We start from the raw sequence: 16,102 nt of genomic DNA, 5'->3' as shown, positions 1-16,102 counted from the left end.
GCCGGGTCTCGTGCTACTCGGGAAGGATCTTCGAGCCGAACTTCTTGCCTTCGATGACGTAGCGGACGCCCGAGGTTTCGTCCGCCGGGATGACGTGGATCGGGACCTTCCCGGCCTGCGCCATGGTCAACGCCGTCGCGTCCATCACGGCGAGTTTCTTGGCCAAGGCGTCGGACACGGTCAGCTCGGGCAGGAACACCGCGCCTTCGGTCCGGCGGGGGTCCCGATCGTAGACACCGTCGACTCCGTATTTGGCCATGATCACCGCGTCGGCGTGGGCGTCGATCGCGGCGGAGACGGCAGCGACGTCGGTGGACACTCCGGTGACGCCCATGCCACCGGCGATCAGGACGATCTTGCCGTGGTCGAGAGCCTCGCCGAGCTTGGTGGTGGTGTAGGGGTCGCCGAGGCCGGTGGTGTTGCCCCGGGTGAGGGTTTCGACGGGCAGGTGCATGTGTTCCAGGCGCGCGGCGAGTGCGGCGATGTTGAACCCGGTCCCGTACATCCCGATCATGTCGGCCCAGGTGGGACTGATCTGCCAGCCCGCCGCGCCGGCGCCGCGCCAGATGTTGCCGCCGCCGGTGACCACGATGACGCCGATGCGCAGGTCGTGGACCTCGGCGATCGACATGGCGACTTCGTCGAATCGTCGCGGGTGCAGGGCGGTGCCGGCGAAGCTCAGCGATTCACCGCTGATCTTCAGCACAACCCGGTTGTAGAGCGAATCTGCTGTCATATGATCACTTCCCTTTCTACCCAGAGTTTCTTCGCGATCTCCCAGACCTCGGTCTGTGGAGTGCCCTCGTGGGGATCATCGGCCAGGTCGGGGTGCACGTAGAAGACGCCGGTGACGGCGACCATCTGATGATCTTCGGGTTGCGCGATCTCGTAGGCCCGCAGGTTCTTGCGGCCCTTGAGGATCTTCAGCGCGTCGTCGGGGAGGCCGTGCACGATCATGGCGGACCGGGTGACCGCGTTGGCCGCCAGGCTTTTCATGCCGAACTCGAGGTCGGTCGTGCGGACGTACTGAAACGGCCGGAGGCGGTACCAGTCCGGGAAACTGCGAGCCAGGAAGTCCCAGGCCGGGCCGCCCTCGGGGCACAGGAAACTCACGCCCGACACGATCGCTTCCCGGACGTCGACGGGTTCGCGAAATCCCAGGTCTTCGCCGGCCAGCAGCTGGAACCGCTCGACCTTCAGCGGCAGCACCTCGATGCGATCGCTCCAGGGAACAACGGTGCCGACCGTGGGCCGCTGCTCGGCCACCATCATCGCCGAGAGGAGGCCGACCTGGGCCTTCACCTGCTCGCTGCGCTCCCGCAGCCTGATCTCCGCCGTACGGCGGGAGTCGGGCCGGATCTCGAAGCCCGCGGAGGTGGGGATCGCGTTCCGCAGCGCGACGAAGTATTCGTCCATGCAGTTCTGCGTGCAGACGACCGGGACGAACCGGGTGGCCGCCTTGGTTTGTTCGATGGCCTGCTGCATCATTTCGGTGATGCGGCGAAGGTTGTTCGCCAGCACCAACCCGGCCGGTGTCAGGCGGTAGCCGCGGCGGCCGGAGTCGCGTTGGAGGACGTGCAGGCCGTGGTTGGCTTCGTAGGCCTTGTCGAACTCGAGCAGGATGCGCGAGACGGTCCGGCCATCGCGGTTGAAGCGTTTGCCGATCTCGGCGAACGAGCTGGTCGGGTCCTGCATGCTGCGGATCATCTGCATCAGCTCGTAGTCCATCCGAGCGAGCACGGGATCAAGGACGGGATCGACGTCCGGCATCGGTGCCTCCTCCTTCGCGGTGCCTGAAGTAGAAGAACGCCACCGAGCCGGACGCGCCGCCGTAGGCGGCGCAGACCGGGCCGACCAGGGTCGCGTCGAAGGCATGCGTCAACCCCCCGACCAGGACCAGGATCAAGCCGACGGTCATGCCGACCGAGTAGATGATGGCGAGGATTTTCCTGGTGCCCGATTCCGGGTGGAGCTCGACGACGGGATCGTCGTCGTGCCCGCCGCCGATCACGACGCTCTCTTCGGTGTCAAGCCCTTGTGGGCCCGTTGCCAGACGGCTATCCGTCACGTGACCCTCCCTACTCGGTCCGGCGTTCCATGTATCGTCGTCCGGCCGGGAGGCGCACTCAAGAGCTCAACGCTGCTATCACCACAGCGAAGCGACAACTTTTGCGGTCTTTTGGTGCATCACATAGCAACATCTGCCGTGTCGTGGCGTCCGATGCCGTTGTTGATGACGTATGGGTGCCGTAGCGTGGAGTCAATGACCGGAGCCATGGACAGTGCAACCGACCTGACGGAGCACGACCTGGCGTCCCCCGCGCGCCGGTCGCGGTTCAACGCCACCCTGGTCGGTGACACGTTGAAGCAGGTGGAGGAGATCGCGCAGGCCGAAGGTGCCGATCTCGGTGAAGTCGTTCGGCGCGCGATCAAACTCGCGCACTACATCCACCGGGAGCAAGCCGGGGGCGCGGCCTTCAAGCTGCACACCCCGGGTGGCCGGGTCGACCGGATCACGGTCCACTACCGGTCCCGCGGCCGCGAGGCCGGCAGCTGACGACCGGTCGTTGCCCACGGGCCGGGCGCGGCGATCCACCGAGTCAGCGCCGCAGCACTGTCCTGTGTGGACCGATCCGGTGGGGGCGAGCCGGTTCTGGCAGGTCAGTGCTGCGGCGCTGTCGGTGCCTGGTGCCGGGGATTCACGCCCGGTTCATGCAGTCCACCCAGGATTCGGTGGTGACGACGATGTCGGTCGGGAGGGTTTCGGTCACGGTCCCGTCCGACACCCGGATGTGGGCGTGATAGGTCGCCATCGGCACCGACGCGGGTCCTTGGACGCCGACGAACCCGTTGACGGTGATCGAGCCGTCGGGGTGGCGGAAGTTCGAGCCCGGCGGCAGGTGGTACTCGGTGGCGGTCCAGCCGGGTGGCAGCTCACGCATCCCGAACTCGAGGTCGGTGGTCCACGTCCCGCTCACCACGAAGATGAAATAAGAGGCGTGGGTCCTGCCGTCGGGACCGTGCTGAACGCACATCCGGCTGGTCCTGTCGAACTGCTCCAAATGCCACGTCCCCGTCTGCGCCGACGCGGCGACGGACGTGCCGACCAGTGACAACAGGAGCGCCGAGGCGAGGACGAGCATCGATCTGGTGATCCGGAACATCACTCTCACGAATCCCTCCTGAAACCGGTGTGAATACGTGCCGGTGCACGCTAGCGACCGGATCTCAGAGCTCTCTGAGAATCGCCGGAAAGGTCCGCCGGGGGCAGGCGAATGGTGAAGGTCGAGCCGCGCCCGGGGGTCGTGGTCACGGTCAGGGAGCCGGCGTGGGCTTCGATGAGGTGCCGGGCGATGGCCAGGCCGAGCCCGCTGCCGCCGGTGGTGCGGGTGCGGGACGGGTCCGCGCGGTAGAAGCGGTCGAAGATGTGCGGCAGGTGTTCCTCGGCGATGCCCGAACCGGTGTCGGCCACGGTGAATTCCACCGCGTCCGCCTCACCGCGCACCGAGACCACCACTGCGCCCCCGGCCGGGGTGTGGCGGATCGCGTTGGACACCAGGTTGCCCAACGCCTGTCGCAGGCGGGTGGGATCGGCGTGCACCACGACGTTTTCCGCCGCTTCGACGCTCAGGTCCACGCCGGCCGATGCGGCCCGGGCGCGGTGGGCGGCGACGGCCTGCTCGGCGAGGTCGGCCGCCTGTCGTTCCTCCGGGTGGATGCGCAGCATCCCCGCATCGGCGAGGGCCAGGTCGTGGAGGTCGGAAACGAGGTGTTCGAGCAGGTCCTGCTCCTCGAGCAGCGACCCGACGAGTGCCGGGTCGAGCGGGAGGACGCCGTCCTGCACGGCTTCCAGGTGGCTGCGGACGTTCGCGAGCGGGGTCCGCAGCTCGTGGGCCACGTCGCCGACGAGCGCGCGGCGTTGCCGTTCGGTGCTCGCGATGGCGTCGGCCATCGAGTTGAAGGTGGCGGCCAGGCGGGAGACTTCGTCGTTGCCCCGCACCGGAACGCGGGCCGTGCGGTCTCCGTCCGTCATCCGCCGGGCCGCGACGGTCAGGGTGCGGATCGGGCGCACCAGGCGGCGGCCGGCCGCCATCGTCGCCACGGCGGCGACGAGCAGGACGGCGGCCGCGGTCGCCGCGGTCCGCCACCGGCCCTCGGCCGACCAGGGGTCGAACCGATCGCTTTCCCCGAGGTACAGGTCCGCGGGTGCGGCCACGTACGACGCCTTCGCCTCGGCGCGGGCGGTATCGAGGCAGCCGGTCCACTGCGGGCCGGTCGTCCGCCGCGGGCGCAGCGCCCGGGTTCCGGTCCGGTCGGTGGTGACGTCGTAGGCGACGCCGTGCCGCGTCAGGCAGGGCGTGGCCAGGTCGATGACCCGCTCGTCGAGCGCCCGGGTGGCCGCCGAGGGGGCGAACAACGCGGTGGGCAGGCACGGGTCGGCCGGCACGTCGTCAGGGTCCCCCTCGGTGACGATGTGGCGGTGCGGGGACCGGTGCTCCGGCACGGTGCGGCGCAGGCAGTCGACGGCCTCCCGGGCGTAGGCCTGCCGCTGCCGGTTTTCGGCCTCGGTCAGCCGCCAGACGTGGAACCCGATGTTCACGCCGAGCGAAGGGTCGCGGACGATCACGTTCGGCTTCGCCCCGGCGCTGCCCGGCGCCGGCCGCGTCGCGTCGACCTTCGCGGCCGGCACCGGTGGCAGGCCGAGGGCACCGCGCCCCAGCAAGACGGCCGAGTCGGCCAGCAGCTCACCGCCGGGCGCGGTGAGCGCGATCCGGCGGCCGGTCCGCTTCGCCAGGTCCTGGACCAGCCCGCCGACGCCGGTCCAGTCGCGGTGCTCGTCGGCGTAGGCGTAGAGCTGCGCGAGGATGTCGCTGTCGGTCGCCAGGAGCGAAGTGTCGCCGGCCAGCTGGTCGCGAAGCCGGTGTCCAGTGCCGTAGGTGGCGAGCACCGCGGTCGCGCTCACCGCGAGGGCGGCGATCGCGAGGGAGAGCCCGACCAGCCTCGGCAGCACGCTACGGCGCACTGCCGGTCGCTTCTTCCGGTGCCTCGGCGAGCTTGTAGCCGACGCCGAACACGGTCAGCAGGTAGCGCGGCCTGGTGGGGACCGGTTCCACCTTGCGGCGCAGGTTCAGCACGTGCATGTCGATCGTGCGGCCGGTGACGTCCCGGTCGAACCCGCCGACCCGCTCCAGCAGCAGCTGCCGGGTGAACGCCCGGCCGGGAGCGGCGGCGAGGCAGGCCAGGACGGCGAACTCGGCCGGCGTGGTGTGCACCGGCCGGCCGGCCGCGCGGACCTCGTGGCGGGCGAGGTCCACGACCAGTTCGCCGACCCGGTACCGCTCGGGCTCGGCACGCGAGGAGCGGGCGGCGCGCCGCAACGCCGCGGTCACCCTGGCGACGAGTTCCCGTGGCCGGTACGGCTTGGTGAGGTAGTCGTCGGCACCGGCCGCGAGACCGAGCAGCACGTCGTCTTCGGCGGTCCGCGCGGTGAGCATGATGATCGGGACGTCGTCGTGCGGCCGCAGCGCGCGGCACACGCCCACGCCGTCCAGGTGCGGCAGCATCAGGTCGAGCAGCAGCAGGTCGGGCGCGCGGCGGCGGGCGTGGTCGAGCGCGACCCGGCCGTCGTGCACGACGGTCGCCTCGTACCCCTCGCGTTCGAGGTAGCGGCGGATCAGTTCGGCCTGTTTGCGATCGTCCTCGGCGACCAGGATGCGTGCCCGCATGCCAGGCAGTTTCACCCGGCTACCTGTGAACCGGCCAAGAAAGCCTCGTGACGGCGCGATCCTGACAGGTTCCTGACCGGCACCCGGCACTGTCCGGGGCATGACCGAGGACCACGAACCGACAACCCGCACCGCGAGCCGGCCGTCGCGGCGAACCCTGCTCACCGCCGTGGGGATCGCGGCCGCCGCCTTGCCCGCGGCCACCGCCTCCGCGCACGCCACGGCCGCCCGGATCCCCGACGCGCTGCGGCCGGGCGGCGAGTTCGACCAGTACCTGAGCGGGCTCGCCGAGCAGGACGCGTTCTCCGGAACCGTGCTGCTGACGTGGCGCGACCGGACCGTCCTGGCCCGTTCGCACCGGCAGGCCGACAAGGGCCGCGGGATCCCCAACGGCCCGGACACGATCTTCGCGCTGGGCTCGATCACGAAGCTCTTCACGGCCACCGCCGTCCACCAGCTGGCGGAGCAGGGCAAGCTGTCCTACGGGGCGACGCTCGGCACGTACCTGCCGGGCTTCCGGCCCGAGGTCGCCGGGACGGTGACCATCCACCAGCTCCTCACGCACACCTCCGGGTTCGGCAGGCCGGCGGTCGACCCACCGCGTCCGCCGGGCCAGGACCAGTGGACCACGCTGGAGGAGATCTTCGACGGCACCGTCGAGTTCCTCCGCGGTCTGCCGCTGAACTTCACCCCGGGCACCAAGAACGTCTACAGCAACGACGGCTACTACGTGCTCGCCGCCGTGGTGGCCGGGGTGTCGGGGCAGAGCTACTACGACTACGTCCGCGAGCACGTGTTCGGCCCGGCCGCGATGGCCACGGCGGGGTTCTGCACCGCGGCCCGGTGGCGTGCCGACCGCCGGATCGCCCACCCCTACGAGAAGCTGCCGGACCGCACCGGGTGGATCGACGTGGTGGACGAGTTCGACGGGGGCATCATCGGCAACCCGGCCGGCGGCGCGTTCGCCACCGCGGCCGAGCTGGCGCGCTTCGCGAGCGCCTTCCAGTGCGACAAGCTGCACTCGTCGCCGTACACCCACCTCGCCGCCGGCCCGAAGTGGCCGCTGGCCCCGGACAACTCCTTCTTCGAAGGCTACGGCCCGAGCACCCACATCATGAACGGCCAGCGGATCAACGGCCACAACGGCGGCACGAAGGGGGTGTCCACCAACCTGGAGTGGTTCCCCGATTCCGGCTGGACGGCGGTCGTGCTCGGCAACTACGGCGCGAGTGCCGTCGCCGTGAGCCGCAAGGCACGGCAGCTGATCACGGCCGCGCACTGAGCGGCTCGCGGGTCGGCCGTACGGCTCCCGGACGGTGCGCAGGTCCTCGAACGGACGTGACCGTCGGCGAAGGCACTGCTCAGCCATCGGCACCGGCCGGCAGCACCGACAGGGTCAGCCACGAACGGCCGCCGACGTGGACCCGGTTGGTGGCCACGACCTTCCGGCGGTCGCCCACCTCCGGGGCGCCGGTGTTGGTGTTGACGTCGAAGCGGGGGAAGTTGCTGGAGCTGACGTCGAGCCGGATCCGGTGGCCGGCCCGGAACAGGTTGGCCGTGTCGGGGGCTTCGACGGTGATCTCGTACACCTCGCCCGGGACGAGGGGTTCCGGCTCGGCGAAGGAGTTCCGGTAGCGGCAGCGGAGGATGCCGTCGGTGAGGTTCATGGCGAAGCCCTGGGGATAGTCCGTGCTCGGCGGGTGGACGTCGATCAGCTTGATGGTGAAGTCGGTGTCCACGGCGGAGGAGGAGACGGCCAGCCGCACGGTCACCGGCCCGGCGACCGCCACGTCGCGCGCCAGCGGCGGGGTCTGGAACACGAGCACGTCGGGCCGGCTGTCGAGGGGCAGGAACGGCGGCGTCACGCCGAAGAACCGCTCGTCGGGACGCTGGTGGAACGCGCCGCCGCTCATCACCGGTTCGCCGGAGGTGACCTGGCCGCCGAGGGTCGGCACCGGGTTCGCCGGGTCGTAGTCGTACTCCAGGCAGCCGCCCTTCGCCGGCTGCGAGCCGCGGGTGAGACCGCCGTCGGCGGCCAGGTGGAACACCTGCTCTTCGGCTGTCTCCGGCGGCCACGTCGTGGCGGTGCGCCACCGGCCGCCGTGGTCGAGCCGCCCCTCGGGGGTGTGGCGACCGGAGCCGCCGCCCATCAGGAAGTACCGCACCGGGGGAGGCGGCTCGCCGGAGGAGGCCAGGTGCGCGTCGAACCAGCGGAGCCGCATCGTCACGTAGTCCTCGTCGAGGTTCCCCTCCAGCGGCGCCTCGGGACCGAAGTCGACGTCGCCGGCGTACCGGGCGCTGCGCGCACCGTGGGTCCACGGCCCGAGCACGAGGTAGGCGGGGCTGTGCTTCTTGCGGCCGAGCTCGCGGAAGTTCTCGGTCGCGGTGCGGATGTAGGGGTCGTACCAGCTGGAGATGTGGAGGCTCGGGACATCCGGGAAGCGATCGTAGAAGCCGCGGGCGAAGATGCCGGGCTGGCGCCAGTAGTCGTCGAAGACGCCGTGTTCCCACTGCTGCAGCAGGTAGTCCTCGTAGTCGGGAACGAACCGCAGCGGGGTCGCCCCGCGCCGCCACGGCATCCGGGTGAACCACGCCCGCAGGTCTTCGGAGTCCAAAGTGGCTCGCAACACCGGGTCGGCGAGCACCTTCACGCTGCTGCGGGCGCGGTGGAACGCCCACGTCACCTGCTTCAGCTCGAACGCCCCACCCATCCGGGTGCCGGCTTCATACGCGCTGGCAAAGCCGCCGGAGTCGAGGAACATGGCCGCCAGATGCGGTGCGCCCAGTGACGCGAGGGCGGCCTGCGCGTGCGCCGAATAGGAGACGCCCATCGTCGCGACCCGGCCGTCGCACCAGTCCTGGCCCGCGATCCACTCGACGGTGTCGTAGCCGTCTTCGGGCTCGTTGAGGTACTTGGTGAACGTGCCGCCGGAGTCGCCCCGCCCGCGGCAGTCCTGGCGCACCACCAGGTAGCCGCCGTCGACGAACCGCCGAGCGACCTCCTCGGGCGACGGCGGGCCGGCGCCGTCCGAGGGACGGGCGAGCCGGCGTCCGTACGGCGTGCGTTCCAGCAGCACCGGCCCGGCGGGGGGCTCCGGCCGGGCCGCGTAGAGGTCGGCGACCAGGTTCGTGCCGTCGCGGGCGGGGACGTCGAGGACGAGCCGCCAGCAGTCCGGGCCGACCTGCTCCCAGCCGCCCATCAGAGCCCGCCCGCGAACTGCGCGCCGAGGTCGGGCCAGGCCGCCACGAGCTGGGGGAGCGGTGCGGTGGTGAAGTACTTCCGGTACAGCCGCGCGTAGGTGCCGTCGGCGACCATCGCGCCGAGCTGCCGGTCCAGCGCGGTGAGCAGTGCTCCGTGGTCTTTCGGCACGGCCATCGACGTCGGGTGCGCCACCGGCGCCGAGGCGGCCTGGCGCAGGGTGGGGTACTGCTTGAGGAAGTGTTCGGCGTCGGGGCCGCCGACGACGAAGGCGTCGAGGCTGCCGTTGAGCAGCTGGCTCACGGCGGCGTTGGCGTTGGGGAAGCCGATCGGGACCGCACCGGGCATCTTCGCCGGGACGAACGGTTCCTGCGTCGAGCCGGTCACCGCGCCGACCTTCTGGCCGGCGAAGTCGGTCAGCTTCGACGCACCGCTCCGCGCGGTGGTGAGCACCGCCGTGGTGCTCCAGAAGAGCGGTTTGGTGAAGGAGACGCTCTTCTGGCGTTCCTCGGTGACGCCGAGGCCGGCGGCGGCCAGGTCGTACTGCCGGCTGGTCAGCCCGGCCAGTGACGACGTGACCGAGGTCGACCTGTACTCGACCTTCAGCCCGAGCCGCTTGGCGGCTTCGTCGGTGAGGTCGATGACGAACCCGGCGGGCTTGCCCGACGGGTCGCCGAAGGCGAACGGGGGCTGGCTGGTCTGCGTGGCGGCGCGGATGGTGCCCGGTTCGATGAGGCCGTAGGGGTTTTCGGCCTCGGAACCGCCGCCGCACCCGGCGAGCAGCAGCCCGCACGCGGCCGCGATCAGGAGTGAGCGCATGGGTGATCCTTTCGGGCTTCTTCAGAGGACTCGGGCGAGGAAGTCGCGCAGCCGCGCGGTTTCCGGGGCGTCGAGGGTCGGCCGAGCGGGTCCGGCTTCGGCGATGCGGCCTTCGTCCATGAACACCACGCGATCGGCCACTTCGCGGGCGAAGCCGATCTCGTGGGTGACGACGAGCATGGTCATGCCGGACGTGGCCAGGGCGCGCATGACGTCGAGGACGTCCTTCACCAGTTCGGGGTCGAGCGCGGAGGTCGCCTCGTCGAAGAGCATCACCTCGGGCTCCATGGCGAGGGCGCGGGCGATCGCGACGCGCTGCTGCTGCCCGCCGGAGAGCCGGCCGGGGCGCTGGCGGGCCAGGTGCGCCAGGCCGAGCCGGTCCAGCTGCGTCATGGCGGCGGCTTCGGCCGCGTCCTTGCCGAGGCGGCGGACGTGCCGCAGCGCGGCGGTGACGTTCTCGAGCACGCTCAGGTGCGGGAAGAGGTTGAAGTGCTGGAACACCATGCCGACGCGGGTGCGGACGGCATCGACGTCCACGCCGGGACCGGTGATCGCCGTGCCGGCGATGTGGATCTCCCCGGACGTCGGTTCCTCGAGCAGGTTGAGGCACTTGAGCAGGGTCGACTTGCCCGACCCCGATCGCCCGATCACGCAGACGGTCTCCCCGGCGGCGACATCCAGGTCCACGTCGCGGAGCACTTCGACCGGGCCGTACCGCTTGTGCAGGCCGCGCACGGACACGGCGGCCATCAGACTGCCGCCTTCGCCGGGGCGGACGGCACCGGCGCCGCCGTGGTGAAGCGCCGTCCTTCGCGCATGCGCCGGTCGAGCCGGTTCACCGCGTAGGTGAGGGGGACGGTCAGCAGCAGGTAGCAGAGACCGGCGGCGACGAGCGCCGAAGAGTTGTACGTGGCCGCCTGCCGTTCCTGGGCGATGAAGTACAGCTCCCGCTGGCCGAAGCCGAGTCCGAGCAGGTACACCAGTGCGCTCTCCTTGACGTCGATGATGAACTGGCCGGCCAGTGCGGGCAGGACGTTCCGCAGTCCCTGCGGGACGACCACCACCCGCATGGCGGTGAGGTAGGGCATGCCGAGGCTGCGTGCGGCGTGCAGCTGACCGGCCGGGACGGCCTGGATGCCGGAGCGGAAGATCTCGGCCGAGTACGCGGCGGAGATCAGCGCGATGGCGAGCACGGCGTAGCCGAGCGGTTCGCGGCCGAACGGGCGCAGGCCCGCCGCAGGAAGGCCGACGCCGACCAGGCTGACGGTGACGATGGCCGGCAGCCCGCGGAAGACGTCGACGTAGATCCGGGCGGGCAGCCGGACCAGCCGCCGCCGGGACAGCAGCAGCATGGCCAGCAGCACGCCGCCGACGACGCCGAAGACGATCGCCAGTGCGGCGATCAGCAAGGTGTTGCGCAGCCCCTCGGTGAGCAGCGCGGGCAGCACGTCCAGGATCTCGCGGAGATCGAAGAAGGTGCGGAGGAAGTCGTGCATGACCTGGCCTCTCGTGTCGCGATCCCGGAAGGCTAGGTCCGATTCCCGCCCACGCCGCCGATGCTTACCGCGGCCGCGGTAAGCATCCGTCCTAAGCTGCGGTCATGTCCGTGGTGCTGACCGTCCAGGGAGCCCGGGCGGCGGACCTCGTCACCGGGGTGTCGCCGCTGGCCGAGCTGCTCGCGTGCCTGCATTCGATCGCCGAGCCGGAACACCACTTCGAGGTACGGCCGTGGCTCACCCGGATCCGCGCGGATACGTCGGAGGTCCTTCAAGGCCGGTTGAACACCTACGCGCCCCTGTGGGCCCGGCGCCGCTGCCGGCTGTTGCTGCCGTTCGAACTGCCGCTCGGACAGACCTTCGACGCGGAGCTGCGGCGGATCGAAGCGTTGCCGCTCGACCGGTTCGCCTCGACCGCGGCCGAGGCGATCCACGGCGGCCTGGTCGAGCTCGGAGACCTGCTGGGCGACGCGGCGGCGAGGGACGCCTATGTCGTCTCGTGCGAGCGGAGGTCGTTCGGCCGCGGAGAGCTGGCCCGGCACCTGGTCGCCGATCCGGACGCCTTCCGCGCGGACCTGCTGGACGTGCTGCGCGCCTGCGCCGAGGAGTTCTTCGCCGACGAGTGGGCGCGGGTGTCGCACCGGCTGGAAGCCGAGTGCACGGCGGTGCGGGCCCGGACGGGCGCGCTGTCGGTGGCCGAGGTGCTGGCGTCACTGAGCCCGAACGCGGCCGTGCGGCACGATCCGGCGTCGGTGGTGTTCGACAAGCTGCAGTCGCTGCACGCGGACCTGCGCGGCCGCCGCTGCCTGCTGGTGCCGTCCGTGCACGCCCGGCCGCACCTGATCGTCAAGGTCGATCCGGAGTACCCGGTGGTCGTGCACTTCCCGGTGGAGGGCGACGGCGCTCGCGACACGCTGGCCCAGGTCCGCCTGCGCCTGGCGATCCTCGCCGATCCGGCCCGGCTGTCGCTGTGCCGCCACCTGGTCAACGAGCCGATCACGACCTCCGACCTCGCGGCGCGGACCGGCATGACGGTGCCGCAGGTGTCCCGTCACCTCGGCCGCCTGCGCGAGGCGGGCCTGCTGGTCTCCCGCCGGGACGGCCGGATGGTCCAGCACCGCCTGAACCTCCAGCGCCTGCTGCCGATGGGCGTCGACGTGCTCACCGCGATCATGCGGTGATCGAACGCGACAGCCGACGATCACCCTGGGGAGACGCCGACCACGGCACTCCCATCAGCGCCGCAGCCCGGAGAGCGCGAAGCCGAAGACCCGTTCGCGCTGGGCCTCGTCGACGTATTCGACCGCGGTGATCCCGGAGATCATGCGCAGGATGTCGTCGATCGACGCTTCGGGGCGAGCGACGCCCGCTTCCTGCGCTCGGGCTAGCAACGGCCCACCCGCCTCGCGCATCGCCCTGCGGCAGGCCTGAAAGCCGTCCGTGGTGCGGTTGAGCGACTCGGCGAACGTCAGCTTCGTGCCGATGTACTCGACGAAACGCCGGAGCCACGTCGCGAGTGCGTCCCACGGCTCGAGACCGGCGACCGCGTCCGCGGCCTGGCACAGCGCCTCGACCGCCTCCCGGTTGACCTCCTCGACCAGGTCCTCACGAGTGGGGAAGTTCCGGTAGAGCGTGGCGATGCTCACTCCGGCCCGGCGCGCGACGTCCTCCAGCGAGACCGGTGACCGCCGTTCTTCGAAGGCTTCCCTGGCCGCCGTGACCAGCGCGTCGAAGTTGCGCTGGGCATCGGCGCGCTTGGGTCGCCGGCTCGGGAGCACCAGCTCCATCGCGCCTCCCTCGTTTGACAACCGTAGGAACCCTACGGTTAAAGTGTAGGGGTACTTTCACTTCTCATGTTACGTGCTTCGTGCACGGGAGGACGGGGACCATGTCCACGGAAACGATCGCGCTGGTCACCGGGGCGAACAAGGGTGTCGGCCTGGCTACCGCGCGGCAGCTCGCCGAGCGCGGCCTGACGGTGCTGCTCGGTGCCCGCGACCTGGAAAAGGGCACCCAGGCGGCGAAGGAGCTGGCGGACGACGGCCTGACGGCGCACCCGGTGCGCATCGACGTCGCCGACGACGCGTCGGTGCAGGAGGCCGCCGCTCGGGTGGGGCGGGAGTTCGGCCGGCTCGACGTGCTGGTCAACAACGCCGGACTGCTGATCCGCAAGCCGGCGGTGGAGGTGACGGCCGAGGACATGCGGCCCGAGTTCGAGACCAACGTCTTCGGGCTCGTGCGGGTGATCCACGCGATGCTGCCGCTGCTCCGGCGGTCGAGCTCGGCCCGGATCGTGAATGTGGCGAGCGATTCGGCGATGTTCGCCAAGGCCACCGAGCCGGGCTCGATGTTCGCACGGTCTCACGAGTCTTTTGTGTACTCGGCGACGAAGGCCGCGGTGAACATGCTGACGGTCAAGTACGCCAACGCGTTCCTCGACGACCCGGAGCTCGCGCACATCAAGGTGAACGCCGTGACACCGGGCTTCGTGGCGACGGATCTCAACAACTTCAGGGGTGTCCGCACCACCGAGGAGGGGGCACGCGCGTCGGTCCACTGGGCAACCGTGGGCGACGACGCCGAAACCGGCGGATTCTTCGACGACGAAGGCCGGGTCGCTTGGTGACCCTCGACGGATGGCGAATCGGTCCCGCTTGAAACACCGGCCGTCAGCGCACTTCCTGGCTCACCTCTGGGGCGGGCATCGAGGACGTGGTGCGGGCCTTCCTCGACCCGCTCAGCGAGGAGCCGGCGTCCGCCGTCCAGGGGGTGCTGTCGGCCGTCGCGTCCGATTCGACGGCGGGGCGCCGGCCGCTCGACCGGGTGCTCGAGGATCCGGGTGTGGGCAGGCTGATCGGCGAACTCCGGGATCGGGGCCTCGTCCCCGCCGGTCAGGCGGCGCAGCGGGTCCGCCTCGCGGTGGGGGCGATCCTCGCCTTCGCTGCCCTGTCCTCGGGTCCGGGCCTCTCCGGCCGGGCCGAACGCGAACGGCTGGTCGCGTTCGTCGCGGCGGGCTTACGCGCTCCGGCCGAGCCGCCGCGCGCGAAATCGTGAAGGTCGAGCATTCGAAAGGCGGTCACCGGCGGGAAGCGCGGTCCTGCGCGGGATCGGTCCGTGGTCGGCGGTTTTACCGCGTGAACAATGGATTTACCACTGTGTGATTCGTCTCACTGGATCGTGTAACGACGATGTCAGGTTTCGTCGATGCAGGGTGCGGATGAGGGACGAGAATTCCTGACTTCCCAGGCAAAACGGGCATTTATGCGCGAATTGCCTGATAACAACCCGCGGATGCAGTGGGCTCCGCGGGCCACTGGGGCGACCACGGCGAATGCCGGGTCGCTGGGGGAGGAACCGGTCGTGCTGCGGTTGTCGCGTCCTGTCCATCTGGTCCGCTGGGTCAGAGCGATCGTGCTCGCTTTGACCGTGACGCTGCTCGTCGGCAGCACCGAAGCGATCGCGGCGCCACCGCGGGTGACGGAAGCGCCGAAGCCGATCGATCCGCGCGATGTCGGGTTGCTGTCGTCGGCTACGACGGCGCCAGTTGTGCCGCAAGCGCCGTCGAAGGCGGATTTCGCGGCTCAGAGCCGGTTGGACGGGGGCTCCGGAACGCACTTCGACCCGCAGCGGTCGACGCCGGTGTCACGGTCGACGTTCGTCACCGAGTACGTCAACGCCGACGGCACGCACTCGGTGAAGCAGTCGAACCAGCCCCTGAACGTGCAGGACGAGAGGGGTCAGTGGCAGCCGGTCCAGACCACGCTGGCCACCGACCCGGCGACCAAGCGCGCCGACGCCGACCACCACCCGCTGAGCCCGTCCCTGGCCACCAAGGCCAACGACGCCGCGGTGTTGCAGGTCGAGTCCGGCGGCCACACCGCGGGCCTGGCACTCGACCAGGCCGCCCCGGCGACAGCCACCGTGAAAGGTGATTCGGTCACCTACCCGGAAGTCACCGCGGGCACGGACCTGGACTACGAGGTCACGCCGGGCGCGGTCAAGGAGACGATCAAGCTCAAGCGGCCGCCGGCCGATGGGCGGTCGTCGTGGAAGTTCAAGCTCACCACCGGTGACCTGACCCCGAGGCTGGAGAAGAACGGCGCGGTCACCCTCGCCGACAAGACCGGCGCGGCGAAGATCGTGCTGCCGCCGATCGAGACCTGGGACTCCGCGGGCAACGGCGAGACCGCTCCGGCGATGACCGGCGGTACGTACACCCTCGACAAGGCGGGGGCGGACTGGTGGCTGACCGTCGCGGTCGACCCGAACTGGCTGCGCGATCCCAAGCGCGTCTACCCGGTGTCCGTCGATCCGACCTTCACCTACGGCGTCACCGAGTCGCACGCCTACCGCTCCGACGGCACCGTCTGCGACGCCTGTGGCCTGCGCATCGGCAACAGCCAGGCCAACGGCGACACCTACAACCGCAGCGTCTTCCACATGGACTACTCGCCGCTGTTCGGCAAGACCGTGGTCGGCGCCCGCATGGACCTGACCCGCAACACCAGCGTCGTCGGCTCGCTGAAGACGTGGAACGCGAACCTGTACCACGCGTCGGCGTTCAACTTCAACGGTGTCGGCGGCTACATGACCAGCGCGCTGGTCGGCGACGTCGGGTCGTTCGTCGGCGAAGGCCTGACCGGGTTCATCCGCGACCGCGTCAACGCCCGCGACGGCTCGGTGTTCTTCATGATGATCGGCGCCGAGAACCCCGGCACCTGGACGTACAAGAACCTCAACGCCACGCTGACCGTCGACACCGGCACGCCGGCTCCGGCGACGACGCTGGTGGGCCCGGCGGACGGCACGGTGTCGACGTCGCTGACGCCGACGCTGTCGGTCGCTCCCGTCACCGACCCGGA

16 protein-coding genes and 1 pseudogene are annotated in these 16,102 nt (G+C 70.5%); 6 read left to right on the top strand and 11 right to left on the bottom strand.

The features are described 5' to 3' along the window. Positions 1-13: 13 nt before the first annotated feature. From ACWEGE_RS13045 to ACWEGE_RS13035, 3 genes are read right to left on the bottom strand one after another with little or no spacing between them, the layout of a single operon-like run. On the bottom strand, positions 14-736 hold the full coding sequence (locus ACWEGE_RS13045; RefSeq protein WP_449660630.1) for an amino acid kinase family protein: 723 nt from the start codon (positions 734-736) through the stop codon (positions 14-16). Further along, complete coding sequence (locus ACWEGE_RS13040) at positions 733-1,770, bottom strand: hypothetical protein (protein ID WP_449660629.1); 1,038 nt, start codon at positions 1,768-1,770, stop codon at positions 733-735. Before ACWEGE_RS13040 ends, ACWEGE_RS13045 begins: the two co-directional genes overlap by 4 nt. Next, complete coding sequence (locus ACWEGE_RS13035; protein WP_449660628.1) at positions 1,745-2,068, bottom strand: hypothetical protein; 324 nt, start codon at positions 2,066-2,068, stop codon at positions 1,745-1,747. The genes ACWEGE_RS13040 and ACWEGE_RS13035 overlap by 26 nt, the downstream gene beginning before the upstream one ends. 207 nt (positions 2,069-2,275) lie before the next feature. Here ACWEGE_RS13035 and ACWEGE_RS13030 point away from each other — a divergent pair, with 207 nt between their 5' ends. Further along, complete coding sequence (locus ACWEGE_RS13030) at positions 2,276-2,557, top strand: hypothetical protein (protein WP_449660627.1); 282 nt, start codon at positions 2,276-2,278, stop codon at positions 2,555-2,557. A 142-nt stretch (positions 2,558-2,699) separates the two neighbouring features. On the opposite strand, the gene ACWEGE_RS13025 is transcribed toward ACWEGE_RS13030, so the two are convergent. From ACWEGE_RS13025 to ACWEGE_RS13015, 3 genes are read right to left on the bottom strand one after another with little or no spacing between them, the layout of a single operon-like run. Continuing rightward, on the bottom strand, positions 2,700-3,164 hold the full coding sequence (locus ACWEGE_RS13025; protein WP_449660953.1) for a DUF5980 family protein: 465 nt from the start codon (positions 3,162-3,164) through the stop codon (positions 2,700-2,702). Between the two features lie 50 nt (positions 3,165-3,214). Further along, on the bottom strand, positions 3,215-5,023 hold the full coding sequence (locus tag ACWEGE_RS13020) for a sensor histidine kinase (protein ID WP_449660626.1): 1,809 nt from the start codon (positions 5,021-5,023) through the stop codon (positions 3,215-3,217). Further along, positions 5,013-5,726 (bottom strand): response regulator, encoded by a 714-nt coding sequence (locus ACWEGE_RS13015; protein WP_449660625.1) that lies wholly within the window; start codon positions 5,724-5,726, stop codon positions 5,013-5,015. The genes ACWEGE_RS13020 and ACWEGE_RS13015 overlap by 11 nt, the downstream gene beginning before the upstream one ends. A gap of 100 nt (positions 5,727-5,826) precedes the next feature. On the opposite strand from ACWEGE_RS13015, the gene ACWEGE_RS13010 reads away from it, so the two are divergent. Next, complete coding sequence (locus ACWEGE_RS13010) at positions 5,827-7,008, top strand: serine hydrolase domain-containing protein (protein WP_449660624.1); 1,182 nt, start codon at positions 5,827-5,829, stop codon at positions 7,006-7,008. A 79-nt stretch (positions 7,009-7,087) separates the two neighbouring features. Here the strand turns inward: ACWEGE_RS13010 and ACWEGE_RS13005 are convergent, their stop codons facing one another. From ACWEGE_RS13005 to ACWEGE_RS12990, 4 genes are read right to left on the bottom strand one after another with little or no spacing between them, the layout of a single operon-like run. Further along, positions 7,088-8,926: a CocE/NonD family hydrolase gene (locus tag ACWEGE_RS13005; RefSeq protein ID WP_449660623.1), complete on the bottom strand. Its 1,839-nt coding sequence runs from the start codon at positions 8,924-8,926 to the stop codon at positions 7,088-7,090. Further along, positions 8,926-9,744 (bottom strand): ABC transporter substrate-binding protein, encoded by an 819-nt coding sequence (locus ACWEGE_RS13000; protein WP_449660622.1) that lies wholly within the window; start codon positions 9,742-9,744, stop codon positions 8,926-8,928. Before ACWEGE_RS13000 ends, ACWEGE_RS13005 begins: the two co-directional genes overlap by 1 nt. Positions 9,745-9,765: 21 nt before the next feature. Further along, positions 9,766-10,494, bottom strand: coding sequence for an amino acid ABC transporter ATP-binding protein (locus ACWEGE_RS12995; RefSeq protein WP_449660621.1), 729 nt, complete (start codon positions 10,492-10,494; stop codon positions 9,766-9,768). Beyond that, entirely contained in the window at positions 10,494-11,240 is a 747-nt protein-coding gene (locus tag ACWEGE_RS12990) for an amino acid ABC transporter permease (protein ID WP_449660620.1), read from the bottom strand. Before ACWEGE_RS12990 ends, ACWEGE_RS12995 begins: the two co-directional genes overlap by 1 nt. A gap of 104 nt (positions 11,241-11,344) precedes the next feature. Here ACWEGE_RS12990 and ACWEGE_RS12985 point away from each other — a divergent pair, with 104 nt between their 5' ends. Then, positions 11,345-12,421 (top strand): DUF5937 family protein, encoded by a 1,077-nt coding sequence (locus ACWEGE_RS12985; RefSeq protein ID WP_449660619.1) that lies wholly within the window; start codon positions 11,345-11,347, stop codon positions 12,419-12,421. A 54-nt stretch (positions 12,422-12,475) separates the two neighbouring features. Here the strand turns inward: ACWEGE_RS12985 and ACWEGE_RS12980 are convergent, their stop codons facing one another. Further along, a complete protein-coding gene (locus tag ACWEGE_RS12980) occupies positions 12,476-13,027 on the bottom strand; it encodes a TetR/AcrR family transcriptional regulator (RefSeq protein ID WP_449660618.1) in 552 nt (183 codons plus the stop codon). A gap of 101 nt (positions 13,028-13,128) precedes the next feature. Between ACWEGE_RS12980 and ACWEGE_RS12975 the strand changes: the two genes are divergently transcribed. The 3 genes and pseudogenes from ACWEGE_RS12975 to ACWEGE_RS12965 form a co-directional block, all read left to right on the top strand. Beyond that, entirely contained in the window at positions 13,129-13,866 is a 738-nt protein-coding gene (locus ACWEGE_RS12975) for an SDR family NAD(P)-dependent oxidoreductase (RefSeq protein WP_449660617.1), read from the top strand. An 89-nt stretch (positions 13,867-13,955) separates the two neighbouring features. Then, positions 13,956-14,294, top strand: a complete 339-nt coding sequence (locus ACWEGE_RS12970; protein WP_449660616.1) for a hypothetical protein — start codon at positions 13,956-13,958, stop codon at positions 14,292-14,294. Between the two features lie 357 nt (positions 14,295-14,651). After that, positions 14,652-16,102 (top strand): annotated as a pseudogene (locus ACWEGE_RS12965) (PA14 domain-containing protein); the annotation flags it as partial.

Source organism: Amycolatopsis sp. NPDC004747 (assembly GCF_053601335.1).
Note: the sequence above shows the minus strand (reverse complement) of the source record. Positions and strands in the feature narration are given on the sequence as shown.